Annotated in this window: 28 protein-coding genes; 18 read left to right on the top strand and 10 right to left on the bottom strand. The window is 55.4% G+C overall.

Translation table 11 applies throughout. The features are described from left to right. Window positions 1-7 precede the first annotated feature (7 nt). On the bottom strand, window positions 8-532 hold the full coding sequence (locus WN53_RS10810) for an NAD(P)H-dependent oxidoreductase (RefSeq protein ID WP_024483404.1): 525 nt from the start codon (window positions 530-532) through the stop codon (window positions 8-10). Between the two features lie 104 nt (window positions 533-636). Here WN53_RS10810 and WN53_RS10805 point away from each other — a divergent pair, with 104 nt between their 5' ends. The 3 genes from WN53_RS10805 to nrdG all read left to right on the top strand — a co-directional run bounded on the left by WN53_RS10805 (window position 637) and on the right by nrdG (window position 4,898). Continuing rightward, entirely contained in the window at window positions 637-1,524 is an 888-nt protein-coding gene (locus WN53_RS10805) for a LysR family transcriptional regulator (protein WP_024483403.1), read from the top strand. A 311-nt stretch (window positions 1,525-1,835) separates the two neighbouring features. Continuing rightward, window positions 1,836-3,974, top strand: coding sequence for an anaerobic ribonucleoside-triphosphate reductase (nrdD, locus tag WN53_RS10800; RefSeq protein ID WP_024483402.1), 2,139 nt, complete (start codon window positions 1,836-1,838; stop codon window positions 3,972-3,974). A gap of 459 nt (window positions 3,975-4,433) precedes the next feature. Next, window positions 4,434-4,898, top strand: a complete 465-nt coding sequence (gene nrdG, locus WN53_RS10795) for an anaerobic ribonucleoside-triphosphate reductase-activating protein (protein ID WP_024483401.1) — start codon at window positions 4,434-4,436, stop codon at window positions 4,896-4,898. Here nrdG and WN53_RS10790 read toward each other — a convergent pair. Both WN53_RS10790 and WN53_RS10785 read right to left on the bottom strand, forming a co-directional pair. Further along, the gene (locus WN53_RS10790; RefSeq protein ID WP_021807486.1) at window positions 4,895-5,170 is read right to left on the bottom strand and encodes a type II toxin-antitoxin system RelE/ParE family toxin; all 276 of its coding nucleotides are present in this window, start codon (window positions 5,168-5,170) and stop codon (window positions 4,895-4,897) included. The two genes, nrdG and WN53_RS10790, sit on opposite strands and share 4 nt — an antisense overlap. An 8-nt stretch (window positions 5,171-5,178) precedes the next feature. After that, window positions 5,179-5,466 carry a type II toxin-antitoxin system RelB/DinJ family antitoxin gene (locus WN53_RS10785; RefSeq protein ID WP_024483400.1) on the bottom strand — a complete coding sequence of 96 codons (288 nt, stop codon included), beginning with the start codon at window positions 5,464-5,466 and terminating at the stop codon, window positions 5,179-5,181. Window positions 5,467-5,755: 289 nt separating this feature from the next. On the opposite strand from WN53_RS10785, the gene phnF reads away from it, so the two are divergent. From phnF to phnP, 10 genes are read left to right on the top strand one after another with little or no spacing between them, the layout of a single operon-like run. Next, window positions 5,756-6,484, top strand: a complete 729-nt coding sequence (gene phnF, locus WN53_RS10780) for a phosphonate metabolism transcriptional regulator PhnF (protein WP_024483399.1) — start codon at window positions 5,756-5,758, stop codon at window positions 6,482-6,484. Continuing rightward, window positions 6,485-6,928, top strand: a complete 444-nt coding sequence (gene phnG / locus WN53_RS10775) for a phosphonate C-P lyase system protein PhnG (RefSeq protein ID WP_024483398.1) — start codon at window positions 6,485-6,487, stop codon at window positions 6,926-6,928. It begins immediately after the preceding gene. A gap of 3 nt (window positions 6,929-6,931) precedes the next feature. Next, window positions 6,932-7,513 (top strand): phosphonate C-P lyase system protein PhnH, encoded by a 582-nt coding sequence (gene phnH / locus WN53_RS10770; protein ID WP_024483397.1) that lies wholly within the window; start codon window positions 6,932-6,934, stop codon window positions 7,511-7,513. Next, window positions 7,513-8,598, top strand: coding sequence for a carbon-phosphorus lyase complex subunit (locus WN53_RS10765; RefSeq protein ID WP_024483396.1), 1,086 nt, complete (start codon window positions 7,513-7,515; stop codon window positions 8,596-8,598). Before phnH ends, WN53_RS10765 begins: the two co-directional genes overlap by 1 nt. Next, a complete protein-coding gene (locus WN53_RS10760; RefSeq protein WP_024483395.1) occupies window positions 8,591-9,442 on the top strand; it encodes an alpha-D-ribose 1-methylphosphonate 5-phosphate C-P-lyase PhnJ in 852 nt (283 codons plus the stop codon). Before WN53_RS10765 ends, WN53_RS10760 begins: the two co-directional genes overlap by 8 nt. Continuing rightward, complete coding sequence (gene phnK / locus WN53_RS10755; RefSeq protein ID WP_024483394.1) at window positions 9,442-10,230, top strand: phosphonate C-P lyase system protein PhnK; 789 nt, start codon at window positions 9,442-9,444, stop codon at window positions 10,228-10,230. The genes WN53_RS10760 and phnK overlap by 1 nt, the downstream gene beginning before the upstream one ends. Before the next feature lie 13 nt (window positions 10,231-10,243). Further along, the gene (gene phnL / locus WN53_RS10750; protein WP_021807493.1) at window positions 10,244-10,948 is read left to right on the top strand and encodes a phosphonate C-P lyase system protein PhnL; all 705 of its coding nucleotides are present in this window, start codon (window positions 10,244-10,246) and stop codon (window positions 10,946-10,948) included. Then, a complete protein-coding gene (phnM, locus tag WN53_RS10745) occupies window positions 10,945-12,081 on the top strand; it encodes an alpha-D-ribose 1-methylphosphonate 5-triphosphate diphosphatase (protein WP_024483393.1) in 1,137 nt (378 codons plus the stop codon). The genes phnL and phnM overlap by 4 nt, the downstream gene beginning before the upstream one ends. Further along, entirely contained in the window at window positions 12,081-12,635 is a 555-nt protein-coding gene (gene phnN / locus WN53_RS10740) for a ribose 1,5-bisphosphokinase (protein WP_024483392.1), read from the top strand. Before phnM ends, phnN begins: the two co-directional genes overlap by 1 nt. 18 nt (window positions 12,636-12,653) lie before the next feature. Beyond that, window positions 12,654-13,403: a phosphonate metabolism protein PhnP gene (phnP, locus tag WN53_RS10735; RefSeq protein ID WP_024483391.1), complete on the top strand. Its 750-nt coding sequence runs from the start codon at window positions 12,654-12,656 to the stop codon at window positions 13,401-13,403. On the opposite strand, the gene WN53_RS10730 is transcribed toward phnP, so the two are convergent. The 3 genes from WN53_RS10730 to WN53_RS10720 all read right to left on the bottom strand — a co-directional run bounded on the left by WN53_RS10730 (window position 13,398) and on the right by WN53_RS10720 (window position 15,617). Beyond that, window positions 13,398-14,033: an NAD(P)H-binding protein gene (locus WN53_RS10730; RefSeq protein WP_024483390.1), complete on the bottom strand. Its 636-nt coding sequence runs from the start codon at window positions 14,031-14,033 to the stop codon at window positions 13,398-13,400. The genes phnP and WN53_RS10730 overlap by 6 nt on opposite strands. A 66-nt stretch (window positions 14,034-14,099) precedes the next feature. After that, complete coding sequence (locus tag WN53_RS10725) at window positions 14,100-15,155, bottom strand: DUF1176 domain-containing protein (RefSeq protein WP_024483389.1); 1,056 nt, start codon at window positions 15,153-15,155, stop codon at window positions 14,100-14,102. Between the two features lie 30 nt (window positions 15,156-15,185). Then, complete coding sequence (locus tag WN53_RS10720) at window positions 15,186-15,617, bottom strand: YhbP family protein (protein ID WP_037411450.1); 432 nt, start codon at window positions 15,615-15,617, stop codon at window positions 15,186-15,188. A gap of 429 nt (window positions 15,618-16,046) precedes the next feature. Between WN53_RS10720 and speFL the strand changes: the two genes are divergently transcribed. The 3 genes from speFL (at window position 16,047) to potE (ending at window position 20,032) form a co-directional block, all read left to right on the top strand. After that, on the top strand, window positions 16,047-16,151 hold the full coding sequence (gene speFL / locus WN53_RS28635; protein WP_112363015.1) for a leader peptide SpeFL: 105 nt from the start codon (window positions 16,047-16,049) through the stop codon (window positions 16,149-16,151). A gap of 285 nt (window positions 16,152-16,436) precedes the next feature. After that, the gene (gene speF, locus WN53_RS10715) at window positions 16,437-18,599 is read left to right on the top strand and encodes an ornithine decarboxylase SpeF (protein WP_024483388.1); all 2,163 of its coding nucleotides are present in this window, start codon (window positions 16,437-16,439) and stop codon (window positions 18,597-18,599) included. A gap of 116 nt (window positions 18,600-18,715) precedes the next feature. Continuing rightward, complete coding sequence (potE, locus tag WN53_RS10710; protein WP_024483387.1) at window positions 18,716-20,032, top strand: putrescine-ornithine antiporter; 1,317 nt, start codon at window positions 18,716-18,718, stop codon at window positions 20,030-20,032. A gap of 199 nt (window positions 20,033-20,231) precedes the next feature. Here potE and WN53_RS10705 read toward each other — a convergent pair whose 3' ends face one another. After that, entirely contained in the window at window positions 20,232-21,662 is a 1,431-nt protein-coding gene (locus WN53_RS10705) for a 6-phospho-beta-glucosidase (protein WP_024483386.1), read from the bottom strand. A gap of 37 nt (window positions 21,663-21,699) precedes the next feature. Next, window positions 21,700-23,139 carry a PTS cellobiose/arbutin/salicin transporter subunit IIBC gene (ascF, locus tag WN53_RS10700; protein ID WP_024483385.1) on the bottom strand — a complete coding sequence of 480 codons (1,440 nt, stop codon included), beginning with the start codon at window positions 23,137-23,139 and terminating at the stop codon, window positions 21,700-21,702. A gap of 198 nt (window positions 23,140-23,337) precedes the next feature. Here ascF and WN53_RS10695 point away from each other — a divergent pair, with 198 nt between their 5' ends. Together WN53_RS10695 and WN53_RS10690 are read left to right on the top strand one after the other, a co-directional pair. Beyond that, window positions 23,338-24,357 carry a LacI family DNA-binding transcriptional regulator gene (locus WN53_RS10695; protein WP_024483384.1) on the top strand — a complete coding sequence of 340 codons (1,020 nt, stop codon included), beginning with the start codon at window positions 23,338-23,340 and terminating at the stop codon, window positions 24,355-24,357. A gap of 26 nt (window positions 24,358-24,383) precedes the next feature. Then, window positions 24,384-24,680 (top strand): GIY-YIG nuclease family protein, encoded by a 297-nt coding sequence (locus WN53_RS10690; protein ID WP_024483383.1) that lies wholly within the window; start codon window positions 24,384-24,386, stop codon window positions 24,678-24,680. Here WN53_RS10690 and WN53_RS10685 read toward each other — a convergent pair. Next, entirely contained in the window at window positions 24,667-25,170 is a 504-nt protein-coding gene (locus WN53_RS10685; RefSeq protein ID WP_024483382.1) for a GNAT family N-acetyltransferase, read from the bottom strand. The two genes, WN53_RS10690 and WN53_RS10685, sit on opposite strands and share 14 nt — an antisense overlap. Continuing rightward, the gene (gene ubiT, locus WN53_RS10680; RefSeq protein WP_024483381.1) at window positions 25,164-25,685 is read right to left on the bottom strand and encodes a ubiquinone anaerobic biosynthesis accessory factor UbiT; all 522 of its coding nucleotides are present in this window, start codon (window positions 25,683-25,685) and stop codon (window positions 25,164-25,166) included. Before ubiT ends, WN53_RS10685 begins: the two co-directional genes overlap by 7 nt. Between the last annotated feature and the right edge of the window lie 132 nt (window positions 25,686-25,817).

Raw genomic sequence — 25,817 nt, 5'->3', positions numbered from 1 at the left:
CCCGAACTTAAAAACTCTGCACCAGCTTCACTACTTCCGCCGCTTCCTCTGCCAGCTTCTCATCGCTCATATCAAATACGCCCTGCACCAGATGCGGCGGCAAATAATCCATGCCGGTCAGGTTGGCGACGGCGTTAAACGGCCGCAGCAGGTCGGCTACCGGATAGCGGTTATAGCCAGCCGGTGAATAGGCCTGCGCGTTGCCCCCGGTGCTAACCACCAGTTGCAAAGGCTTACCCTGCAGCTGAGTACCTTCGCTACCATAGGCGAAACCGTGGGTTAATACCGCATCCTGCCATTCGCTGAGGATCGCCGGTGAGCTGTACCAATAGAACGGAAACAGCATCACCACCACATCATGCGCTTGCAGCAGTTCCTGCTCGCGGGCCACGTCAATCTGGTAGTCCGGGTAAACGCGCATCAGTTCATGCACGGTGACGTTAGGTAAAGGACGCAGCGCCTCGATCAGCGCCTTATTGATGCGGGAGTCATCAGGGAAACGGTGGGCGGCCAACACTAAAATACGCGACATGGGGAAATCCTTGTTTATCGAAAGTAAGCCATTTTTTCATTTCCTCCGTTTCCGGTGTAGTCTGTAAACGGTCACATTAACTTCAACCTAAAGTATCAACCATTATGTCGCTGCCCATTGACGTACACCGCCTGTTACCGGCGTTTCTCAGCGCCGCTCAGACACAAAACTTCTCCGCCGCTGCACGCCAGCTGGGCGTGACCCCGGCAGCGATCAGCAAAAATATCCGCGTGCTGGAAGAGAAGCTGGCGCTGCGGTTGTTCCAACGCAACACCCACAGCGTGGTGCTGACTGACGAAGGCAAAGCCCTGCTGGAACAGGTAGCACCGTTATGGCAAGCGCTGACCGCCACGCTGGAGCTGGCCGGGGGCGCACAACTCCCTCCAGCCGGTAGCGTGCGCGTCAGCATGATCCCAGGCTTTGGCCGTCAGGTACTGATGCCGCTGATCCCTGAGTTTTTACAACGCTACCCGATGATCGATCTGGATCTGTCGCTAGATGCCCGGGTGGTGAATCTGGTCGGTGAAGGTTTTGATGTGGGCATCGGCAGCCAGGTCGATCCCGATAGCCGGCTGGTAGCACGCCCGCTCTACCCGATGCAGATGCTATTGGTCGCCGCCCCCGGTTACCTTGCCCAGCATGGCACACCGCAGGTGCCGGAAGATCTGCTGCAACACAGTTGCCTGCTGCACCGCAATCCGGCCACCGGGCGTAATGTAAAATGGCCACTGGCACACAAAACGCTGGATCTACATGGCCGCCTGACGGCCAGCAGCCCGGAGATGTTGCTAGATTCCGCGCTGGCCGGGCTGGGCATCGCTTGCCTGTCGCGTTGGTATGTGGAACAGCATTTTGCCCAGGGAACCTTGTTGCCAGTGCTGCAAGATCACTGGCCTAAACCCACGCAAATCTGGCTTTACTATGCCTCGGCAGATCTGCCGCCACGGGTGCGCGTCTGGGTCGATTTTTTACTGGCGCATTTTCGCCGCTAATCGGCATGATGCGATCGCAATCACGCTTTAACGATCTTTCGGATAATCGGCATTTTCCATTCAAGCCGCTGATAGCAAGGGTTACAAATATTCCTGTAACGGGTAACTGTACAGCGTTCAAACTGCTCCCCCCATTCTTTGACCCACGTCAAAAAAAGCGGCACCACACCCATATATAGTGCCCGTAGAGATTCAATCACCTATATGTAGTAGTTATCCACAATATCATCCACACCCTCCGCAGCCCTTGCGCCCTGCGGTTTTGCCCTGTGGATAAGCCGACGCTCCCCCATGGGGACAGGAGTTACAACGTGAAACCAGTAGTGATTAAACGGGACGGTTGCCAGGTATCTTTTGACGAGATGCTGATCAAGCAGGCCATCGAGCGGGCCGCTTTGGCCGCTGAAGTTGTCGATGCTGACTACTGTGCTACAGTCGCCCGCGTGGTCGCTCAACAGATGGAAAATCGACCGCGTGTCGACATCCACGAAATCCAGCAGGCGGTAGAAAACCAGCTGATGTCTGGCCCGTATAAGCAACTGGCACGTACCTACATCGAATATCGCCACGATCGTGACGTCTCGCGTGAGCTGCGCGGGCGGCTGAACCAGGAAATTCGTGGTCTGGTGGAACAAAGCAACGTCGCGCTGCTCAATGAGAACGCCAATAAAGACAGCAAGGTGATCCCTACCCAGCGCGATCTGCTGGCCGGTATCGTCGCCAAGCACTACGCCAAACAGCATATCCTGCCGCGCGATGTGGTGCTGGCGCATGAGCGCGGCGAAATCCACTATCACGATCTCGACTACTCACCGTTCTTCCCGATGTTCAACTGTATGCTGATCGATCTGAAAGGCATGTTGACCAACGGCTTCAAGATGGGTAACGCCGAGATCGAGCCGCCGAAGTCGATCTCCACCGCCACCGCCGTGACCGCGCAGATCATCGCTCAGGTCGCCAGCCATATTTATGGCGGTACCACCATCAACCGCATTGATGAGATCCTGGCCCCCTTCGTCACCGAGAGCTTCCACAAACACCAGCAGGTAGCGCAGCAGTGGCAGATCCCAGACGTGGCAGGCTATGCGATGACCCGCACCGAGAAAGAGTGTTACGACGCCTTCCAGTCGCTGGAATATGAAGTCAACACTCTGCATACCGCCAACGGCCAGACGCCGTTTGTCACCTTCGGTTTCGGTTTGGGCACCAGTTGGGAATCGCGCATGATCCAGCAGTCGATCCTGAAAAATCGTATCGCCGGGCTGGGTAAAAATCGTAAAACCGCCGTGTTCCCGAAACTGGTCTTCGCCATCCGCGACGGCCTGAACCACAAGTTTGGTGACGCTAACTACGACATCAAACAGCTGGCGCTGGAATGTGCCAGCAAACGCATGTATCCAGACATTCTCAATTACGATCAGGTGGTCAAGGTCACCGGTTCCTTTAAAACGCCGATGGGTTGCCGCAGCTTCCTCGGCACCTATGAAGAAAACGGCGAGCAGATCCACGATGGCCGCAACAATATCGGCGTGATCAGCCTGAACCTGCCGCGTATCGCTCTGGAGGCCCAGGGTAACGAAGACCGCTTCTGGCAGTTGCTGGATGAGCGCTTGCTGCTGGCCAAGAAAGCCCTGATGACCCGCATTGCCCGCCTGGAAGGCATCAAGGCCCGCGTGGCACCGATCCTGTATATGGAAGGCGCCTGCGGAGTACGGTTGAAGGCCGACGACAATATCGCGGAGATCTTCAAGAACGGTCGCGCCTCGATTTCGTTGGGCTACATCGGCGTGCATGAAACCATCAACGCACTGTTTGGCTCACAAAAACACGTGTACGACGACGAGCAACTGCGTGCCAAAGCCATCGCCATCGTTGAGCGCCTGAAAAACGCCACCGAAAGCTGGAAGGAAGAAACCGGCTACGGCTTCAGCCTGTACAGCACGCCAAGTGAGAACCTGTGCGATCGCTTCTGCCGCCTGGATACCAGCGAGTTTGGCGTGGTCGCCGGGGTGACTGACAAGGGTTATTACACCAACAGTTTCCACCTCGACGTGGAGAAAAAGGTTAATCCGTACGACAAGCTGGACTTCGAAGCGCCATATCCACCTTTGGCCAACGGCGGTTTTATCTGTTACGGCGAATACCCGAACCTGCAGCACAACCTGAAGGCGCTGGAAGACGTGTGGGATTACAGCTACACCCGCGTGCCTTATTACGGCACCAACACGCCGATCGATGAGTGCTACGAGTGTGGCTACACCGGTGAGTTCTCCTGTACCAGCAAGGGCTTCACCTGTCCGAAATGTGGCAACCATGATTCGGCAAAAGTGTCGGTGACCCGCCGCGTGTGTGGCTATCTGGGCAGCCCGGATGCCCGGCCGTTCAACGCCGGTAAGCAGGAAGAAGTGAAACGCCGGGTGAAACATCTGGGCAACGGGCAGATCGGTTAACTTTAGCTAGTGACCCCTCACCCTAACCCTCTCCCACAGGGAGAGGGGACCGAATGTGCCACAACTTAATTACTGCACTCGTCCTTGGTAACAAGTGAGAGGATGGGGCCAAATACGTCACAGGTGACTTCCATACCTGACTGCCGCACCGTACCTGCTCCTTCTCCCACAGAGAGGGGGACCGAATGTGCCACAACTTAATTACTGCACTCGTCCTTGGTAACAAGTGAGAGGATGGGGCCAAATACGTCACAGGTGACTTCCATACCTGACTGCCGCACCGTACCTGCTCCTTCTCCCACAGAGAGGGGGACAGAAAGTGCCACAACTTAATTACTGCACTCGCCCTTGGTAACAATGTTGCAGAGTAACTTCTGCACCTGACCACCGCACCGTACCAGCTCCCTCTCCCCGTGGGAGAGGGTTGGGGTGAGGGGCCATATAAAAGAACGCAATACTATGAATTTTCACCAGTATTATCCTATCGACGTGGTCAACGGCCCCGGCACCCGCTGCACGCTGTTTGTCGCAGGCTGCGTGCACCAATGCCCCGGTTGCTATAACAAAAGCACCTGGCGGCTGAACTCTGGCCTGCCGTTTACCCAGCAGATGGAAGATCAGGTCATAGCCGATCTCAACGACACGCGTATTCCACGCCAAGGGTTGTCGTTGTCCGGTGGCGATCCGCTGCACCCGGCCAACGTCGCCGCCGTGCTGCAGTTGGTCAAACGAGTGCATGCCGAATGTCCCGGCAAAGATATCTGGCTGTGGACCGGCTATAAGCTGGATGAACTGGATAGCGAGCAGATGCAGATCGTCGATCGGATTAACGTGTTGATAGATGGTAAGTTTGTGCAGGATTTAAAAGACCCGGCGCTGATTTGGCGCGGTAGCGCTAACCAGATGGTGCATAAACTGCGTTAATTGGGGAATTTTTCACGCTGATGGGCGACGGCTAAAACCTTTATTACCTCATCCAAAATGACATAAATCAGCAATAGGGAGGCTTTACTGATCACCAGTTTGCGAGCTTCCCCATACCAAGGCCTGCCCATTTCTGGGTTTTCTAGCAGCGACTCAACGGCAAGTTCAATCTCATCATCAACTTGTTCCGCAGCCAATGGATTGAGTGGATAAAGAAATTCAAAAATGCGTTCCCGATCTTGCAACGCAACGTCGTCCCATTCGATGCGCATAATAATCCTTATTTGGTTGCGTATTTCGCCCTGACTTTGGTTTTAAAGTCGCTCATTCTCTCCTCAGCTTGCCGCTGGGTAAGATAAACAGCCTCTCCTTCATGTAAACGGGCAAAGGCTGCATCAACCTTATCTTTCAACCAGTTTTCGTGTTCTTCAGCAGCACGCTGATCGTCCGCCATTTGTTGCGCTAAACGCCGACAGGCTTCACTTAAGGTCGTCCCTTTCGCTTCAGCAGCTTTCTGTGCCAACAGTTTAGTTTCATTTTCAATGCGAAACTGGATACGGCTTTCCATCTTCAAAACTCCTACATACTCCGTATTCAACATCCATAAACGTTAGCACGTTTGTGACAACAAAATAAGCCTCATTGGTGTTTTTTCACTCAAGCCAGCACCCACTCTTTACATCAATCTAAGACATCATCTCCCTGTCCCAAATTGTTCATCAGTTCGCCACCTGCACGTCACCTGATTGTCATCTGCCCCCGGCAACATTAGCCCAACTTTGTTACCGAGTGCCGATCATGAATTCTATCGCCGCTTTTTCGCTTTCTCCCCCAACCGAAGTGCCGAGGTATTGGCTATGACGCACTTATCTAGACATCCGACCAGTTACCCCACTCGATATCAGCAGATCGCCGCCCAGCTGGAGCAGGAGCTGTCCAGTCAATACCGCTGTGGAGATTATCTGCCTTCAGAACAACAGCTTGCCGAGCGTTTTGAGGTCAATCGCCATACGCTGCGTCGCGCCGTAGACGAGCTGGTTGAGCGCGGTTGGCTGCAGCGCCGCCACGGCATCGGCATTCTGGTGCTGCTACGCCCGTATAACTATCCGCTGCACGCCAACACCCGCTTCAGCCAGAACCTGTTCGAGCAGGGCAGTCACCCCACCAGTGAGCACTTACTTGCTGTTTTACGCCCGTGCAATGGGCATATCGCTAGCGCGCTCAGCCGCGAAGAGGGAGAAACCATCATCCACCTGCGCACCCTGCGCCGGGTGAACGGCGTTCCTCTCAGCGTGATCGACCACTATCTGCCCGATCTCGACTGGTGGCCCGCCTTACAACAGTTCCGCAGCGGCTCCCTGCATGAGTTTATCCAACAGCAGATCCACCAGCCGCTGACCCGCCGCCAGACCCGCATCAGCGCACGGCGTGCCCAAGCCAAAGAGAGCCGCCTGCTGGAGATCGCCACCCATGCCCCCTTGCTATGCGTGCGCACCCTAAATACCTGTATCGGCAGCGATTTGGTGGCGGAATACTCCGTCAGCCTGGCGCGCGCCGACATGATCGAACTGACGATGGAGCACTGAATGCAATCCTTACAGCAGAGACAACGCTGGATGTCGGTCCTGGCGCATAGCCAACCCGCCCAGCTGCGCAGCCACTGGCAGGCGCTAAACCTCAACCCAAGCTACCAGCGCCTGCGCGCCCCTGAGATTGGCCTGACACAGCTACTAGGACGGATGGGAGCGACCGGCCGCCGCTTTGTGTTGGGCGATATGACCGTAACCCGTGCCGTAGTGCAGTTGGAGAACGGTTGCCAGGGCTACAGCTACATAACCGGGCGTGACAAGGAACATGCTGAACTCTGTGCGCTGATCGACGCCCTGCTACAACAACCCGCCAACCATGAATTGCTACAGCTTCAACTGATCGAACCCCTGGCCGCACTACAACAGGAGCAGCGCCAACTGCGCGCCCGTGCCGTAGCAGCCAGCCGGGTGGACTTCTTTACGCTGGTGCGAGGGGATTAAGCCATGACGTTACTAGCCGGTTTTGACCAGCCGATTGAGCAATCCCAGTCTGCTTTCCGTTTGATTTTAAAGGCGTTGAGTGAACCTGGCGTGATTGTTGAACTGCCAAATTTCCCGGCATGGGGTGCACTGAACGCCGCCAGCACCGCCGTGATACTGACGCTGGCGGATCAGGAAACCCCGCTCCAGCTCTGTGCCGACCTTAAAAGTGAGCAAGTGCTAACTAACATCCGTTTTCATACCGGTGCTCCGCTGGCGACCCGGCAGGAAGATATCCATCTGGCGGTATGGGATGACCAGTTACAGCCTGCCGAGCTGAGCGCATTGCCCCACGGCAATGAAGTCTCACCGGAGTTCGGTGCCACGCTGGTAGTGCAGGTTGCAGCATTAGCAGGCAACCACACACTGTGCCTTTCCGGCCCCGGCATTGAAAAACAACGGGAAATCGCCCCGCCGTTGCCAGCTGCGCTACGGGCTTATCTACTCGAACGGCCTCAGCGCTTCCCGCTAGGTCTGGACATTATCTTGACCTGCGGTGAGCGCCTGATGGCGCTGCCAAGAACCACCCGCGTGGAGGAGTGCTGATGTACGTTGCGGTGAAAGGGGGCGAAAAGGCCATCGAGGCTGCCCATCAACTACAGGAAAATCTGCGCCGGGGTGACGAAGCTGTCCCAGCGCTCAGCGCAGAGCAAATCGGTGAACAACTTGGCTTGGCGGTTGACCGGGTAATGACGGAGGGCGGTATTTACGATCGCCAACTGGCGGCACTGGCCATCAAGCAGGCCAGCGGCGATCTGGTAGAGGCTATTTTCCTGCTGCGCGCCTATCGCACCACCCTGCCGCGCCTGGCCGTCAGCGAACCGCTGGCTAGCGAGAACATGCGGCTGGAGCGGCGTATCTCGGCGGTTTACAAAGACTTGCCCGGCGGGCAGGTGCTTGGTCCGACCTACGACTATACCCACCGCCTGCTGGATTTTGCGCTGTTGGCCAACGGTGAAACACCTCCGGCACCACAGGCGGATGAGCCGCTGCCAGAGAGCTGCACCCACGTGTTCGACCTGCTTAACCAGCAACGGCTGGCGCTGGCAGAAGAAGATGACGGCAGCACTCCGGACGATATTACCCGCAACCCACCGGTTTACCCCTGCTCCCGCTCGGCGCGCTTGCAGCAATTGGTGCGTGGCGATGAGGGCTTTCTGTTGGCATTGAGCTACTCCACCCAGCGCGGCTATGGCCGTAATCATCCGTTCGCCGGAGAGATCCGCAGCGGTTACGTTACCGTGGAGATCGTGCCGGAAGAGTTGGGTTTCGCCGTAGATATCGGCGAGATCCTACTGACTGAGTGCGAGATGGTGAACGGTTTTGTCGACCCGCTGAACCGGCCGCCGCACTTTACCCGTGGCTATGGGCTGGTGTTTGGCCGCTCGGAACGTAAAGCCATGGCGATGGCGCTAGTGGACCGCGCCCTGCAAACCGCCGAATACGGCGAGGACGTAGCAGGCCCGGCGCAGGACGAAGAGTTTGTGCTGGCGCACGCCGATAACGTGGAGGCCGCCGGTTTTGTCTCCCATCTCAAGCTGCCGCACTACGTCGATTTCCAGGCCGAACTGGAGTTGCTCAAACGCCTGCAGCAGGAATTTGCCGCTCTTCAGGAGAACCGCCATGAGTGAAGTATTGACCGGCTATAACCTCGGTTATCTGGATGAACAAACCAAGCGCATGATCCGCCGCGCCATCCTCAAGGCAGTGGCGATCCCCGGCTATCAGGTGCCGTTTGGTGGCCGTGAGATGCCGATGCCTTATGGCTGGGGCACCGGCGGCATCCAGATCACCGCCAGCATCATTGGCCGCACCGACGTGCTGAAGGTAATCGACCAGGGCGCCGACGACACCACCAACGCGGTCTCCATCCGCCGCTTCTTCCAGCGCGTAGCCGGTGTTGCTACCACCGAGCGCACGCCAGAGGCCACACTGATCCAGACCCGCCACCGTATTCCGGAAACGCCATTGCAGGCGGATCAAATCCTGATTTATCAGGTGCCCATCCCCGAGCCACTGCGCTTTATCGAACCGCGTGAGACCGAGACGCGCAAGATGCACGCGCTGGAAGAGTACGGCGTGATGCAAGTGAAGCTGTATGAAGATATCGCCCGCTACGGCCATATCGCCACCACCTATGCCTATCCGGTGAAGGTTAACGATCGCTATGTGATGGACCCCTCGCCGATCCCTAAATTCGATAACCCGAAGATGCACATGATGCCCGCATTGCAGTTGTTCGGGGCCGGGCGTGAAAAACGCATTTACGCCCTGCCGCCGTTTACCAAGGTGGAAAGCCTGGACTTTGACGACCATCCGTTCAGCGTGCAGCAATGGGAGGAGCCATGCGCCCTATGCGGTTCGCGCCACAGCTATCTGGATGAAGTGGTGCTCGACGACCAAGGCAGCCGGATGTTCGTCTGCTCAGACACCGATTTCTGCCAGCAACAACTCAACCAAGAGGTACCGCACTGATGACTTCCGCTCCATTGAGTGCCACGCCGTTGCTGACGGTCGACAACCTCACCCACCTTTACGCGCCGGGCAAGGGTTTCAGCAACGTGTCATTCGATATCTATCCCGGTGAAGTGCTGGGCATCGTCGGCGAATCCGGCTCAGGTAAAACCACGCTGCTCAAGTCAATCTCCGCCCGGCTGGCCCCACAACAGGGGCAGATCCTCTACCGCCCACAACCGGGGCAACAGCAGGATCTGTACGCCATGGCAGAAAGCGATCGCCGCCGCCTGCTGCGCACCGACTGGGGCGTGGTCCATCAGCATCCGCTCGACGGTCTGCGGCCACAGGTGTCTGCCGGTGGCAACATCGGTGAGCGCCTGATGGCCATCGGCCAGCGTCATTACGGTGATATTCGCCAGCAGGCCAAACAATGGCTGGAAGACGTGGAGATCCCGGTTTCTCGTCTGGATGATCTGCCCACCACCTTCTCCGGCGGTATGCAGCAGCGCTTGCAGATCGCCCGCAATCTGGTGACCCACCCCAAGCTGGTGTTTATGGATGAGCCGACCGGCGGGCTGGACGTTTCCGTGCAGGCGCGCCTGCTGGATCTGCTGCGCAATCTGGTGGTGGAAATGCAGTTGGCGGCGGTGATCGTCACTCACGATCTGGGGGTCGCACGCCTGCTGGCCCATCGTTTGCTGGTGATGAAGGAAGGTGAAGTGGTGGAAAGCGGTCTGACCGATCGGGTGCTGGACGACCCGCACCATCCGTACACCCAACTGCTGGTCTCTTCAGTTCTGTCGTAACACAGGTGAAATCATGACAATTAAAATCCGGGTTGAACACCTGAGTAAGACCTTTGTCCTGCACCAACAGCACGGCACCCGCCTGCCGGTTTTGCAGGATGCCAACCTGACCGTCAGCAGCGGCGAATGCGTGGTACTGCATGGGCACTCCGGCAGCGGGAAATCCACCCTGCTGCGCTCACTGTATGCCAACTATCTGCCAGACAGCGGCAAAATCTGGATCCATCATCAAAACGACTGGCTGGAGCTGGTTCAGGCCGAGGCTCGCCAGATCCTGGCTGTGCGCCGCCACACCATCGGCTGGGTCAGCCAGTTTCTCCGGGTGATACCTCGTATCAGCGCGCTGGAAGTGGTGATGCAACCGTTGCTGGAATCCGGCGTTGAGCGTAGCGAATGCCGTGAACGTGCCGAAGCCCTACTCAACCAGCTCAACGTGCCGCAGCGCCTGTGGCAGTTGGCCCCTTCGACCTTCTCCGGTGGTGAGCAACAGCGGGTGAATATCGCCCGTGGCTTTATCAAGGATTACCCCATCCTGCTGCTGGACGAGCCGACCGCCTCCCTCGACAGCCGCAACAGCGCGGCGGTGGTGAACCTGATCGAACAGGCCAAACAGCGTGGCGCAGCCATCGTCGGTATTTTCCACGACGCAGGCACCCGTCAGCAGGTGGCAGACCGTTTACATACCATGCAGGCCCCACAGGTTCTGGAGACGCCATGATTATCAATAACGTCAAGCTGGTGCTGGAACACCAGATCGTTGCAGGTTCACTGGAAATGACCGACGGCGTGATCCGCAGCTTTGCCGATACCCCAAGCCAGTTACCGCAGGCGCTGGATGGCGAAGGCGGCTGGTTGCTGCCCGGGTTGATTGAACTGCATACCGACAATCTGGACAAGTTTTTCACCCCGCGCCCCAACGTGGACTGGCCAGCGCATTCTGCCATGAGCAGCCACGACGCGCTGATGGTCGCCAACGGCATCACCACGGTGCTGGATGCGGTGGCGATCGGTGACGTGCGCGACGGCGGGCACCGGCTGGAAAACCTGCAAAAAATGATCGACGCGGTGATCTACAGCCAGCGAGCCGGAGTGAACCGGGCCGAACACCGGCTGCACCTGCGCTGTGAGCTGCCCCATAGCAGCACCCTGCCGCTGTTCGAACAGCTGATGGATAAACCGGGCGTGTCTTTAGTATCGCTGATGGACCATTCACCGGGTCAGCGGCAGTTCGCCTCGCGTGAGAAATATCGTGAATACTACCAGGGCAAATATCACCTCAATGACCAGCAGATGAGCGAATTTGAGGTGGAGCAGATAGGTCTGTCAGAACGCTGGGCTACGCCAAACCGTGAGGCGATCGCCTCCCACTGCCGGGTTCGTAATATCGCCCTGGCAAGCCACGACGATGCCACCGCCGATCACGTCAGCGAATCCAGTGCACTGGGCAGTGTAATTGCCGAATTCCCGACCACCGAAGCGGCAGCCCGGGCCTCACATCAGCAAGGTTTGCAGGTGCTGATGGGGGCGCCGAATATCGTGCGCGGGGGATCACACTCCGGCAACGTGGCGGCACATCATCTGGCGGCTCTTGGCGTGCTGGATATCCTCTCTTCCGATTATTACCCTGCCAGCCTGTTGGATGCGGCGTTTCGTCTGGCAAACGACGATCGCAACGCTTTTAGCCTGCCGCAGGCGGTACAGCTGATCACCCGCAACCCAGCACGAGCGTTGGGTTTGCAGGATCGTGGCCTGATCGCTGAGGGGCTGCGCGCAGATCTGGTATTGGCCAAGCCGCACGGCGAGCATATCTACGTGCAAAACGTCTGGCGCCAGGGCAAGCAGGTGTTCTGATGGCCTATCTCATCTACCTGATGGGCCCATCCGGAGCAGGCAAGGACAGCCTGCTCGAACGGCTGCGGGCAGCCACCGGTGCCGGGCCGTTGGTGGCGCATCGTTACATCACCCGCCCGGCCAATGCTGGCTGCGAGAACCATATCGCCCTAAGCGAACAGGAGTTTCTCCGCCGCCGTGCCAAAGGGTTATTCGCCCTAGACTGGCAGGCGCACGAACAGCATTACGCCTTTGGTATCGAGGTCGATCTGTGGTTATTGCAAGGGATCGACGTGGTGGTCAACGGATCCCGCGCTCATCTGCCACAGGCGCTGCAACGCTACGGTGCGCAACTGCTGCCGGTCTGTTTACAGGTTTCCCCGGCGGTGCTGCGCCAAAGGCTGGAAAAGCGCGGGCGGGAGAACGCAATACAGATCGAGCAACGGCTGGCGCGGGCGGCCAGCTATCAGCAAACCCTGCCGGTTGGCTGCCACCTGCTGGATAACAATGGCGATCTCGGACATACCCTTGACGCACTACTGGCCTTAACCACCGGGCAGCCTGCAATGCAGTAATAAAAAGAGGAAACCAACATGCAACTGACCTTTCTTGGTACCGGCGGGGCACAACAGGTGCCCGCCTTTGGCTGCGACTGCTTGGTGTGCCAACAGGCGCGGCGTGAACCGGCGTTCCGGCGGCGACCGTGCAGTGCAATGATCAAATTTCAGGGGGAGACGACGTTACTGGATGCGGGATTGAGCTCGTTGGAAAGGCGTTTTGCGGCGGGGGAAATTCAACGTTTTTTACTGACACATTATCACATGGATCACGTTCAGGGGTTATTTCCTTTACGCTGGGGGTGCGGAAATGCGATCCCGATCTATGGCCCGGCCGATGAACAGGGTTGCGACGACCTGTTCAAACATCCTGGGATTCTGGCGTTCCACCCCCCGCTACACCCCTTTGAAACGGTGGAATTAGGCGGGCTGCACGTCACGCCGTTGCCGTTGATCCATTCCAAACTCACCAACGGCTATCTGATCCAGGCCCCAGGCAAAGCCCTGGCCTATCTGACCGACACCGTCGGCCTGCCGCCAGAAACCACACGCTATCTACAACAGGTCACCCTCGATTTACTGGTGTTGGATTGCAGCCTGCCGCCGCAGCCACAGACACCGCGTAATCATAACGATCTGCCCCGCGCGCAGGAGATCCAGCAACGCTTGCAGCCACGGCGTACGCTGCTGACGCACATCAGCCATCACCTCGATTTATGGTTGATGACCAACGAACTACCGCCCGGCATGGAGCTGGCATTCGATAATCTCTGCGTTGAGCTATAAACGGTGCGAGCAGTGCAACTGGTCGGATTCTAAAATCTTGACCCCGCTGCCTGGGCTGAAGGCCTGTGTCAGCAGCGTTTGCGCCACATCTTTGGCAGCAACGCCCTTCCATTTGCCAGGCAGCAGGCCAAACAACGGCTGGCTGAGTCGCTCCAACAAACGTGGCTCCGCACGGGAACCGAACAACATTGAAGGGCGTACCAACGTCAGGCGCGGCCAGTTCTGTGCACGTAGCGCCTGCTCCATCTGCCCTTTGGTACGGTTATACAGAAATAAGGATTTCGAATTGGCCCCAATTGCGCTCACCACCAGGCAATGCTGCGCGCCAAGGCGCTGCCCGGTAAGGGCCGTTTCAACCACCAACTGATAGTCGACATGGCGGAATGCCTCTGCGCTCCCAGCCTGACTGCGCGTGGTGCCCAGGCAGCAGAATACCGCATCGACCGGCTGTGCCAACTGCGTCAACAACTCGTGCAGATCACCCCCGACCGGGTTATGCAATTTGGCGTGTGGCGGGAGCGCCTTACGCGTAGGGGCAATTACCGAAGTGACCTGCCTATCTGCCAACAGCAGACGCAGCAGTTCACTCCCTACCAGCCCGCTGGCGCCTGTGATCAGTACCCGTGCCATATGTTTTTCCCCTCACCCTCTGTTTGCCCAAGGCACAGAACCGCCCGTGGAGATTCTCTAGTTCCTTTACTGCGCCGCCTTCACCTCGGCGACGTACGTCGGTAAATCCCAGGTTCCGCCCGCATGGATTAAACGGCACAGGCCGGTGGTGGCCTCGTTGCTTTGACGGAACGCCGTGCCATCCCATACCCAACTGGCGGTGGCCCAGCAATCGCCCAATCCTCGCCCCTTTTGCCCCATTGAGATTATCCCTTCATCATAGCCAGAGCCGGAATTGGTCACCAATACCGGGGCCTGCTTCAGGGCGCTGTCGATCACCCAATAACCGTAACCTTCGTTATAGGCCGCCCGCCAACACACGGCGGTGATCAGGGCATGGCCATTGCCAAGCGGGGTCAGCGTGATGCCATCCTCGCTTGCACCGTCATTATCCTGTGGGGACTGCATGCGGTCGCAATCATCCGGTTGCAGCGTTGCCAGCAGTTTGGGGGTCAGCGCAGCGATTTCAGGTGCCGTAAGCGGGCGTTCTACCGCCTTGGGCACCTTCACTGCCTGGATCACCGGGGCAGGAATGGCTGCTGGCACGCTGCTTTCCGGCTTGTCGCCTTTTTTAGTCAAAGCACCGGACGTGCCGATACGCCCCTGCACATCATCCATCTTCAATAAGGTGGCCGAAGCCCCCTCTCCTGACAGTACGAAAGGTGCGGGGCCGCCTTTAAATTCAACCGTGCCACTGCCTTTGATTGCGCCGATCAGTGCCAGAGTCTGGCTTGCTGACAGGTTCCAGTTTCCATACTTGGTCGGTTTGAGCGCACCAGCCGCCTTGCCGTTGATCCACAACGTCAGCTTTGCCACCGCGGCTGAATCACCCTCTTCGTAATCCGCCAAGGTCACTTCCCCCGTTGGGACGGTGCCAGGGCCTGCAATGCGCGTGAGCAGCACCGAACCGTTCGAAGCGCTTGGCTCATCTTCATTAGCGTAGCCCGCCGCGCGACAGGTATTGGTGTTGTCACAGGCCAGCTCCCAGTTCTTATGGCCGAAGGAAACGCCGCTGTCTTGCGCCATCGCAGGGGAAACCAATGCCGCCAGTAGCGATAATGCGGCTATCTCGTTGTTTTTCAATCCATCTACCCTTAATATTCAGCTCGATAATCAACGTGCCCAGTGCAGCTTTTTGCCAAAGCCCAGGGTGTTATCTGTCATCTTCACTTCCTGCAACGCGATCTGCCAAATAGGCGCTTTCATCACCTTGGCCACCGGGAAGCGTTTGCAGTAACGCGTACGGGCCAGTTCCGCCTCGTCCCCGGCCAACAGCGTGATTTCACCCGCGTATTGTACCCCTTTGATCAGCGCAACGGTCTTGGGCTGCGGCGCAATAGTGCCCACTATCCGATTGTTGCGTTGCATCAGTTCGCCGTGGCGAGTGTGCGGCTCGGTCATCAGCCATAGCGCCATGCGCTCGGCATCGAATACGTAAAAGCAGTTGGCGCACCACATCGTCGTGCTATCACCGGCACACAGCGTGAGCACATGCTGCTTACTGAGAAAACGGATAATGTGCAGCCGATCTTCGCTCTGATTCAACGTAAGTTCTCCTTTTCACCTCCGCTATCTTACCCGCAGATTTGAAGGCAGTCACAATTAGCGACAAATTATGCTCAACATAAAAATAGCATATTAATTAGCAATCCATGCATCTTTATGCAAGATAAGCCTTAGCGTAGTAATAACAAATAAAAAACATCCTAGCTCTATTTCTGCTATTACCTGTTTATATTGAAAGCGATTTTCAGGGGTTGGGTTAGCCTAAGCCAAATTTATCCAGTCCGCTGATTCAATTTGTAGCAATTACTTCACATATACCCTCGCTGCAGAGTTCATAGCTATTCACTCTGGTGCATAGAAAATGAATAGTTAAGTATAAATCGCTCAATTAACGTGATCTGCATCACTTTATTTCCGTGTTTAGGGGATAAAATAGCGCCAAGTCCGAAACCCATAGGTAAATGGAAAATGGAAAACAACAACAGAAAGATGGCTCACATCCGACGAACTACACATATTATGATGATGGCTCACCGCAGCTGCTTTAGCTTTGCCTTTTTTAACTTCAGATAAACTCCCTCCTCTGCGTTCTTATTGCGTCTTGCAGCTAGACCTATGCCAACGATCCTCCCTGCGCCTGATGGCGACGGTATCGCTTTGTTTTGCTTAAAAACAGAGTGGACCTGGCATAATTGCAACCTCGCTTAAGAACCAAAAACATTTCGTCAAAATAAACTCGTAACCTAATTATGTTCGATGAACATGATTACGCTCACGCATACCTTTATTTTAACGAAAATATTTTCTGGCAAAGACATTATTTGCCGGCGGGATATTTTCGCCTGAAGAATGACAAAAATGAACAAATTAAAAATTGCAGCGAACCAAAAAACTCTCTCTTGCTTTGAAACCACACGTGAAATTAGCGACGTGCACCACAGCGACTTTAATGACGTAGCCGCCATCGTGCTTTCCGTGGAAGATGTGCAGCAAGGTCTGGTGGCACAGTTGGAAGAAACAGGTTTAAACATTCCGATCTTTGTCGCTGTCTGCTGTGAAGAAGAACTGGATAACGCCGTATTACCGGCGCTGAACGGCGTATTTGAACTCTGCGGCAAGAACACTCAGTTTTACGGCAAACAGCTGGAAGCCGCAGCGGTAAAATATGAAAGCGAGCTGCTACCGCCGTTCTTTAATACCCTGACCCAATATGTAGAGATGGGTAACGCCACCTTCGCCTGCCCAGGCCATCAGGGCGGTGAATTCTTCCGCAAGCACCCCGCAGGCCGCCAGTTCTTTGATTTCTATGGCGAAACGCTGTTCCGCTCCGATATGTGCAACGCCGACGTTAAGCTGGGCGATCTGCTAATCCACGAAGGCGCGCCTTGTGACGCCCAAAAACACGCCGCCAAGGTGTTCAACGCCGATAAAACCTATTTCGTGCTGAACGGGACTTCGGCTTCCAATAAAGTGGTAACCAACGCCCTGCTGAGCCGTGGCGATCTGGTGCTATTCGACCGTAACAACCATAAGTCCAACCACCATGGCGCGCTGATCCAGGCCGGAGCAACGCCGGTATATCTGGAAACGGCGCGTAACCCGTTCGGCTTTATCGGTGGCATCGACGCTCACTGCTTTGAAGAAGGCTACCTGCGCCAGCAAATCCGCGAGACCGCACCGGAACGCGCCAACGATGCTCGGCCATTCCGCCTGGCGATTATCCAACTAGGGACTTACGACGGCACGATCTATAACGCCCGCCAGGTCGTCGACAAGATTGGCCACCTGTGTGATTACATCCTGTTTGACTCCGCCTGGGTCGGTTATGAGCAGTTCATCCCAATGATGAAAGACTGCTCGCCGCTGCTGCTGGAGCTGAACGAAAACGATCCGGGGATCATCGTTACCCAATCGGTACACAAACAGCAGGCCGGTTTCTCACAGACCTCGCAGATCCATAAAAAAGACAAACACATCAAAGGACAAGATCGTTACTGCAACCATAAGCGTTTCAATAACGCCTTTATGCTGCACGCGTCCACCAGCCCGTTCTACCCACTGTTTGCCGCACTGGATGTGAACGCCAAAATGCACGAAGGCAAGAGCGGCCAACGCCTGTGGAAAGAGTGTGTGCGCATCGGCATTGAGTCGCGCAAAATGCTGTTGGACACCTGCACCATGATCAAACCTTTCGTACCGGAGCAAATCGACGGTAAACCTTGGCAATCCTACAGCACCGAAGCCATGGCCAACGATCTGCGCTTCTTCAACTTTGTCCCTGGCGAAAAATGGCATGCCTTCGAAGGCTATGAAGAGTCACAATACTTTGTAGATCCTTGCAAACTGCTGTTGACCACGCCGGGCATCGATACCGCCAGCGGCGAGTACAGCAGCTTTGGTATCCCGGCCACCATTCTGGCTAACTACCTACGCGAAAACGGTATTGTGCCGGAGAAGTGTGACCTGAACTCCATCCTGTTCCTGCTCACCCCGGCGGAAGATATCGCCAAAATGCAGCATCTGGTGGCGCTGATTGCCCGCTTCGAAAAACACGTTGAACAAGACTCTTTGCTGAGTGAAGTTCTGCCAACCGTGTACAAGAACAACGAAAAACGTTACCAGAACTACACTCTGCGCCAGCTGTGCCAAGAGATGCACGATCTTTACGTCAGCTACAACGTGAAAGAATTACAGAAGGAAATGTTCCGTAAAAGCCATTTCCCACGCGTCGCCATGGATCCACAAACCGCCAATACCGAATTTGTCCGTGGCAAGGTGGAACTGGTTTCTCTCGCTAAAGCCGAAGGCCGCATTGCCGCTGAAGGCGCGTTGCCTTACCCACCGGGTGTGCTGTGCGTAGTCCCAGGGGAAATCTGGGGGGGGTCTGCTCAACGCTATTTCCTGGCGTTGGAAGAAGGGATTAATTTATTACCGGGATTCGCCCCTGAATTACAAGGCGTTTATATCCAGCAGGATGAAGATGGCTGGAACCGGGCTTACGGTTATGTCATGAAAGCATAATTAACTTCAGGGAGGCGGCATATTCTTGCCGCCAGACATATTTAGATATTCCTCGAATTTCAATCCGAGATCATACGGCTGCACGAAATTCTAGGGATATAAAAGTGAGAATAATCATGAGCAAATCCAATAATAAGATGGGGGTTGTGCAATTAACGATCCTGACAGCAGTCAATATGATGGGATCCGGCATAATTATGCTGCCAACCAAGCTGGCCGAAGTGGGGACAATTTCCATCGTTTCCTGGCTGGTGACCGCCGTAGGCTCGATGGCCTTGGCCTATGCGTTTGCCAAATGCGGCATGTTCAGCCGTAAATCCGGTGGGATGGGCGGCTATGCCGAGTATGCCTTCGGGAAATCCGGCAACTTTATGGCCAACTACACCTACGGCGTTTCGCTGCTGATCGCCAATATCGCCATCGCCATTTCTGCCGTGGGTTATGGCACCGAACTGTTCGGCGTTGCCCTGCCTCCATTGGGCATCTGTATAGCCACTATCGCCGTGCTGTGGCTGGCTACCGTTGCCAACTTCGGTGGAGCACGCATCACCGGGCAGATCAGCGGGATCACCGTCTGGGGGGTGATTATCCCAGTGGTCGGCATCTCGATTATCGGTTGGTATTGGTTCAGCGGTACCGCTTATCTAGCAGCCTGGAACCCGCATGCGGTGCCTACCTTTGAAGCCATCGGGTCTTCTATCTCGATGACCCTGTGGGCCTTCCTGGGTCTTGAATCTGCCTGTGCCAATACCGATGTGGTAGAAAACCCGGAACGTAACGTACCCATCGCCGTACTCGGGGGCACACTGGGTGCCGCAGTGATCTACATTGTTTCTACCAACGTGATCGCCGGTATCGTGCCGAATATGGAACTGGCTAACTCCACCGCGCCGTTTGGCCTGGCGTTCTCACATATGTTCAACCCAACGGTCGGTAAAATCATCATGGCATTGATGATCATGTCCTGCGTGGGTTCGCTGCTGGGCTGGCAGTTCACTATCGCCCAGGTATTCAAATCCTCTGCCGACAGCGGTTTCTTCCCGAAAATCTTCTCCAAAGTCAGTAAATCAGGTGCGCCAGTGAAGGGCATGCTGACCATCGTGATTATTCAGAGCGTGATGTCGCTGATGACCATCAGCCCGTCGCTGAATAAGCAGTTTAACGTGCTGGTTAACCTGGCCGTAGTGACCAATATTATTCCGTATATCCTGTCGATGGCCGCGCTGATTATTATCCAGAAAGTGGCCAAAGTACCGGAGAACAAGGCGCGTATTGCCAACGTGATTGCCGTGATTGGGGCACTGTATAGCTTCTATGCGCTATACAGCTCCGGTGAGGAGGCGATGATGTGGGGCGCTATTGCTACGTTCTTCGGTTGGACGTTGTATGGGCTGGTTTCGCCTCGCTTTGAGATGAATGAAAAACATAGCTGAGTGAAGAGTGCTTCGGCGCAATGCTGGTCAATTATGGCCAGCAATTTCCCCTCACCCCAACCCTCTCCCACCGTACAGATCGAGTGCCTCATGAACACTTGTCTGGGGAGAGGGAGCTGCTCCAGAGCCGCTGTCAGGCGCAGGAGATAATTTGTAGCACGTTAAAATCCCCTCTTAATTTGAGAGAGGGGACATTTGACTAACTCAAATCCGCCCCATTGCTGGCAATCACCTTCTTATACCAGTAAAAGGATTTCTTTCTGGTTCTGGCCAAGGTGCCATTGCCTTGGTCATCGCGGTCCACATAGACAAAACCATAGCGCTTACTCATTTCCCCGGTAGAGGCAGAAACCAAATCGATGCAGCCCCAGGAGGTGTAACCCATCACCGGGATGCCATCTTCGATAGCGTCTGCCATGGCTTTGATATGCTCACGTAAATAGCTGATGCGGTATTCGTCGTCGATCTCGCCCTGCGGGTTGATTTCGTCCTTCGCTCCCAGCCCGTTCTCCACCAGGAACAGCGGCTTCTGGTAACGGTCATACATCATGTTCATGGTGATGCGCAGGCCTAATGGATCGATACCCCAGCCCCACTCACTGGCTTGGATATGTGGGTTTTTCAGCGATTTGACGATGTTGGCTGCGCTGCTGTTGTGCTCGTTCATCTCAGCCGAGGCACAGCGGGAGGCGTAATAGCTGAAGGAGACAAAATCGACGCTGTTTTTGAGGATCTCACCGTCGCCTGGCTCCATTGCTATAGTGATACCCTTTTCCTTAAACAGGCGCTTGGTGTATGACGGGTAAGCGCCGCGAGCCTGAACGTCGATGAAGAACAGGTTCTCGCGATCTTTCTCCAGCGCAGCCCAGACGTCTTCAGGTTTACAGGACCACGGGTAGAAATTGCCCCCAGCCAGCATGCAGCCGACCTGATTGTGCGGGTTAACCTCATGGGCGATTTTGGTCGCTAACGCACTGGCCAATAGTTCATGATGCGCAGCCTGATATTTCACCTGCTCCTGATTATCGCCTGGCTCGAACACCAGCCCCGCGCCGGAGAACGGGCTGTGCAGCAGGATATTGATTTCATTAAACGTCAGCCAGTATTTCACCAGCCCATCAAAGGCCTCAAAACAGGTGCGGGCGTAGTGGGTGAAGAACTCCACCATTTTCCGGTTGCGCCACGAACCGTATTCCCGCACCAGATGCATCGGCACATCAAAGTGGCACAGCGTGACCAGCGGTTCGATGCCGTGCTTTTTGCACTCGGTGAAAACGTCGCGGTAGAAAGCAATCCCTTCCGCATTCGGCACCGTTTCGTCCCCGTTAGGGAAAAGACGGCTCCAGGCGATCGAAGTACGGAATACGCTGAACCCCATCTCTGCCATCAGGGCAATGTCATCTTTATAGCGATGATAAAAATCAATGCCGACATGGCTGGGATAGAACTCATCCTCCCGCAGCTCAAAGCGCTTTTCCTGGCCCAGTTTTACCGCCAGCCGATCTTTGCCATGAGGGATCATATCAACCGTGGTCAGCCCTTTGCCGCCCTCAAGATAAGCGCCTTCGGCCTGGTTAGCCGCTAGTGCACCACCCCATAAAAAGTCTGCGGGGAAAACAGATGCTGGCATAAGATACCTCTTCTCAAATATGCATTTTTACAACAGGTTATACGGATAACGCGGGCGCCGATTTGGTTTTTTCACTTTCCGCATCTTCAGTCACCGGGATATCTTCAAAGCCCAGCAACAGCGTAAGGATGAAGGAAAGCACCACCGCCAAAATCATCACGCCAAACACCCAGACAATGGTCATTGGGTTGGCCGGATCAAAGAACTGCACGCTGGTAAATAGGCCTGGTGAGGCCATCGAGTGGCTCGCCAATCCGGCAATTCCGGCCACGCCGCCGCAGACAAAACCACTGATCAGCGCTGCGATAAGCGGGCGCTTCAAGCGTATTGCCACACCATAAAGCGCGGGTTCTGAAATCCCGGCAACAATTGCCGATGCCGCAGCGGCCAGCGCCGTCTGACGCAGCTCCGGATTTTTGGTCCGCCAGGCTACCGCCAACGATGAACCGCCCAGCGAGAGGTTGGCACCAATTTCAGAGGGCATCACCATGCCTTCTTTACCGGTTTCCGCGATGGTCTGAATGATGGTTGGCGTAAATACGCGGTGCATCCCGGTCATGACCAGCAGCGGCCAAAGCCCACCCATAATCGCTACGGATAACCAGCCCAGGTAGCTGTGAATGGTGTACACCAGCGCGGAAATGCCGCTACCAATCCAGATGCCCAGCGGGCCAATCAACAGGATGGCGATCGGCGCAGAGATCAGCACGATCAGCATCGGTTTGAGGAAGTTTTTCGTTACGGCTGGCGTGATGCGATCGACCCATCTTTCAATGTAGGAGAGCAACCAGGTCATGAATAACGCCGGGATCACCGTGTAGGTGTATTTCACCGCCGTGACCGGGATACCCATAAATTCAACCTGTTGGCCCTGCGCGGCTTTCGCCATCAGATCGATAAATGCGGGATGAACCAGTACCCCGGCAATTGCGATCGCCAGCGACATATTGGTTTTGAATTTTACCGCTGCGGAAGCGGCAACCATCACCGGCAGGAAGAAGAACGCCCCGTCGCCAATGACGTTGAGGATAATCAGCGTCGAGGAGCCTTTGCCGAACACGCCGGTCATATCCAGGATCATGGCGAGCAGTTTCACCATCGAGCCGCCGATAATGGCCGGGATCAGCGGTGACATGGTGCCAATCAGTGCGTCCAGGATCCCCGCACCGATGCGTTTGAGAGTGATCTTGTTCTTTTCCGGCGCCGGTTGCTGGGCTACCGCCCCTTCGGGCAACAGTTTCAACACTTCGGCATAGGCCTGTGAAACGGTGTTGCCAATGATCACCTGACACTGATTTTCGCTTCTTACCACACCCAGTACGCCACCAATTGCCTTCAGCCTGGCAGCATCGACGAGGGTGTCGTCGTTGAGCACAAAGCGTAAACGCGTCATGCAATGAGTCACCGCCGCGACGTTACTCGCTCCCCCAACTGCATCCACTATCGATCTTGATACCGCCGCATAATTCTTAGACATGAGGACAACTCTCATAGATAGGTAACCGGTTCCACATAGGATTGTTGATATTCACATAGAATATCAATCTATAATTTTTTTTATTGTCTATTTTGTGATTGTGATCGACATGAATGGGTTCGAGAAGCTGCAAAGGGTCTGCTCTAATACGGTGGAATGTGTAGAATGGGGATAATTGTTAAAAGCCGGGAAAACCCTATGTCTACCATGCAGGAAGTGGCAAAAAAAGCAGGCGTCTCAAAAGCCACTGTTTCGCGCGTTCTTTCCGGCAAAGGGTACGTCAGCGAAGCCACCAAAGATCAGGTATTTAAAGCCATCGAAGAGGCGGGTTATCGTCCCAATCTGCTGGCGAGAAATCTGGCGACTAATAAATCCCAGTGCATTGGCCTGGTGGTCACCAACACCCTCTATAACGGCAGTTATTTCAGCGAGATACTTTCCCAGGCGGCGCAAAAGCTGGAAGACAACGGTCGCCAGTTGATCCTGGTGGACGGTAAACACAGCGCCGCAGAAGAGCAAGAGGCGATCCAATTCCTGCTCGATTTACGCTGCGACGCCATCATCATCTACCCGCGTTTCTTAACCATCGAAGCGATGGACGACATCATCGAGCAGCACAAGCAACCCATCATGGTGGTGAATCGCAGGCTGAGAAAACACCAAAGCCATTGCATCTGCTGCGACCACAAAGGGGCCAGTTTTAACGCGACTAAGCATCTGATTGAACAGGGCCACAGGAATATCGCCTTTATTACCGGCTCACTGGATTCGCCAACGGCGATTGAGCGACTATCTGGCTATAAAGAAGCCTTAAATCAATACAATATTGAGTTGGATGATAAGCTAATAATTAAAGGAAAGTGGACACCAGCCAGCGGTGCGGCGGCGATGGAGTCCTTGCTCAAGGATAAAATCACCTTTAGCGCGGTACTCTCCAGCAACGATGATATGGCCGTTGGTGCCATCAAGAAATTGAACGAGGCGAGCATTGCCGTCCCCAATGACGTCTCGGTTATCGGCTTCGATAATATCCCTACGGCTCCGTATCTATCCCCGTCGTTATCCAGCGTTAAAGACCCGGTGAGCGATATGATGAGCGAAGTGATCGACCGGCTGATCGCTATGCTCGACGGTGGCTACCTGTCGAAGGACAACGTTTTTACTTCGGAGCTGCTGGTTAGGGATTCGGTGGGTCAGGGTCCTTTTTGGGCTCGGTAACTATTTGAACTATTACGCAGGCCATTATGAGTGAAATAACCTGGCATCTCTATATGCTGCGAATGCCAAGCGGGATGCTGTACACCGGTATCACGACAGACGTCGCCCGACGAGCGGCGCAGCATCAGGCCGGTAAAGGGGCCAAAGCCCTACGTGGCAAAGGGGAGCTGGATCTGGTTTTTCACTGCCAGGTTGGGGATCGCTCAATGGCTTTGCGGCTGGAATATCGGGTGAAACAGTTGAGCAAAAAGCAAAAAGAGGAGCTGATAGTGAATCCGCCCCTCTCATTGGAATACCTGCTACCGGTAGTTAAAAGCGACTAAAGGGCGCCGAATACTCCACCAGCCCATTCACACCGCTCAGTGCATCTTCCGCCAACGGATAAACCTGGAATGCGGCTTCCGTTCCTGGCCAGCGGCAATGCAGATCGAACTGGGCAGCCGTTTTAAAGCCGAAACGCCCGTAGTAAGCCGGTTCGCCCAGCACCACCACGGCAGCATAGCCAAACTCATTCAGCGCATCCAGCCCTTCGTAAACCAGCTTTTCGGCCAGCCCTTGGCGACGCAGGCTTTCCTCTACTGCCAACGGCGCGAGACCAACCCATTGGCGATCCTCGCCCGCAACGTCAACCGGGCTGAATGCAGCATAACCGACCACGCCACCCTCTTCGTCGGTAGCAACGATGCCCAGCGTCAACAACCCGTCTTCACGCAGTTGTTGCACCAGTTCGGCTTCGTCATCACGGCCAAAGGCGTTACGCAGCAGCGCATCAATACCTGCGGCATCCACCGGAATTTCAACGCGGATCAGCATGGCTGCGGCACACGGGAAGTTTGCGCCGTGCCCTCCTGCAAACCTGCTTCCACAAAGTCCGCCAATCTCAGCAGGCCAACGCGTAACGGCGTAGGCATCGCATCCAGATCGATAGCGTCCATCAGATTTTTTACATACAGGCCCAATTCGGTATCTCCTTCAATCTGCAACCGACGCTGGAAAAACAGCGTATCGGGATCTTGCTTACGTGCCGCAATCAAGATCAGATCGTTGGCTTCGCCGCTGAAGCTGACGTCCGCCTCAGCCTGTTGGCTCACCACCAGCCTATCGTTTTCTACCGTCATAAACCATTGCAGTGCCAGATCGCGCACTTCAATCTTCAGCCAGCGCGATTCGAGAAACTCCAGATCCCCCTCAGCCAGCGCCTGACGGAACTGCCAGCTCAGCACCTGTTGCAAAACCTGACGCTGCAGAGCAAACGGCGTGAATTTTAACGGTACGCGCAACAGCGACGGCCCTTGACGCACAATGCGTGCTCGTAGTTTTTCCAACACTGTTATTCACTCCTTTCTACTCAGTCTGAGGTTATTTTGCCACATTGCGGCTACGCGTAACCGGTCTATATCAACAAATGGTGCAATTAACGCTCAACTTGCCCTACAAATTTCAAGTTACCGCTTGAATAT

Source organism: Serratia fonticola (assembly GCF_001006005.1).
In the GTDB taxonomy this organism is placed as follows: domain Bacteria; phylum Pseudomonadota; class Gammaproteobacteria; order Enterobacterales; family Enterobacteriaceae; genus Chania; species Chania fonticola.
Note: the sequence above shows the minus strand (reverse complement) of the source record. Positions and strands in the feature narration are given on the sequence as shown.

Coding starts and splice junctions, on each gene's coding strand:
- phnN (WP_024483392.1), top strand. CDS start 12,081: ATGGCCTATCTCATCTACCTGATGGGCCCATCCGGAGCAGGCAAGGAC.
- phnF (WP_024483399.1), top strand. CDS start 5,756: ATGACGCACTTATCTAGACATCCGACCAGTTACCCCACTCGATATCAG.
- WN53_RS10705 (WP_024483386.1), bottom strand. CDS start 21,662: ATGCCAGCATCTGTTTTCCCCGCAGACTTTTTATGGGGTGGTGCACTA.
- WN53_RS10765 (WP_024483396.1), top strand. CDS start 7,513: ATGTACGTTGCGGTGAAAGGGGGCGAAAAGGCCATCGAGGCTGCCCAT.
- WN53_RS10685 (WP_024483382.1), bottom strand. CDS start 25,170: ATGCTGATCCGCGTTGAAATTCCGGTGGATGCCGCAGGTATTGATGCG.
- potE (WP_024483387.1), top strand. CDS start 18,716: ATGAGCAAATCCAATAATAAGATGGGGGTTGTGCAATTAACGATCCTG.
- phnK (WP_024483394.1), top strand. CDS start 9,442: ATGACTTCCGCTCCATTGAGTGCCACGCCGTTGCTGACGGTCGACAAC.
- phnP (WP_024483391.1), top strand. CDS start 12,654: ATGCAACTGACCTTTCTTGGTACCGGCGGGGCACAACAGGTGCCCGCC.
- phnG (WP_024483398.1), top strand. CDS start 6,485: ATGCAATCCTTACAGCAGAGACAACGCTGGATGTCGGTCCTGGCGCAT.
- WN53_RS10730 (WP_024483390.1), bottom strand. CDS start 14,033: ATGGCACGGGTACTGATCACAGGCGCCAGCGGGCTGGTAGGGAGTGAA.
- nrdG (WP_024483401.1), top strand. CDS start 4,434: ATGAATTTTCACCAGTATTATCCTATCGACGTGGTCAACGGCCCCGGC.
- WN53_RS10690 (WP_024483383.1), top strand. CDS start 24,384: ATGAGTGAAATAACCTGGCATCTCTATATGCTGCGAATGCCAAGCGGG.
- WN53_RS10810 (WP_024483404.1), bottom strand. CDS start 532: ATGTCGCGTATTTTAGTGTTGGCCGCCCACCGTTTCCCTGATGACTCC.
- WN53_RS10695 (WP_024483384.1), top strand. CDS start 23,338: ATGTCTACCATGCAGGAAGTGGCAAAAAAAGCAGGCGTCTCAAAAGCC.
- speFL (WP_112363015.1), top strand. CDS start 16,047: ATGGAAAACAACAACAGAAAGATGGCTCACATCCGACGAACTACACAT.
- speF (WP_024483388.1), top strand. CDS start 16,437: ATGAACAAATTAAAAATTGCAGCGAACCAAAAAACTCTCTCTTGCTTT.
- WN53_RS10790 (WP_021807486.1), bottom strand. CDS start 5,170: ATGCGCATCGAATGGGACGACGTTGCGTTGCAAGATCGGGAACGCATT.
- WN53_RS10760 (WP_024483395.1), top strand. CDS start 8,591: ATGAGTGAAGTATTGACCGGCTATAACCTCGGTTATCTGGATGAACAA.
- phnH (WP_024483397.1), top strand. CDS start 6,932: ATGACGTTACTAGCCGGTTTTGACCAGCCGATTGAGCAATCCCAGTCT.
- ascF (WP_024483385.1), bottom strand. CDS start 23,139: ATGTCTAAGAATTATGCGGCGGTATCAAGATCGATAGTGGATGCAGTT.
- WN53_RS10805 (WP_024483403.1), top strand. CDS start 637: ATGTCGCTGCCCATTGACGTACACCGCCTGTTACCGGCGTTTCTCAGC.
- phnM (WP_024483393.1), top strand. CDS start 10,945: ATGATTATCAATAACGTCAAGCTGGTGCTGGAACACCAGATCGTTGCA.
- WN53_RS10785 (WP_024483400.1), bottom strand. CDS start 5,466: ATGGAAAGCCGTATCCAGTTTCGCATTGAAAATGAAACTAAACTGTTG.
- phnL (WP_021807493.1), top strand. CDS start 10,244: ATGACAATTAAAATCCGGGTTGAACACCTGAGTAAGACCTTTGTCCTG.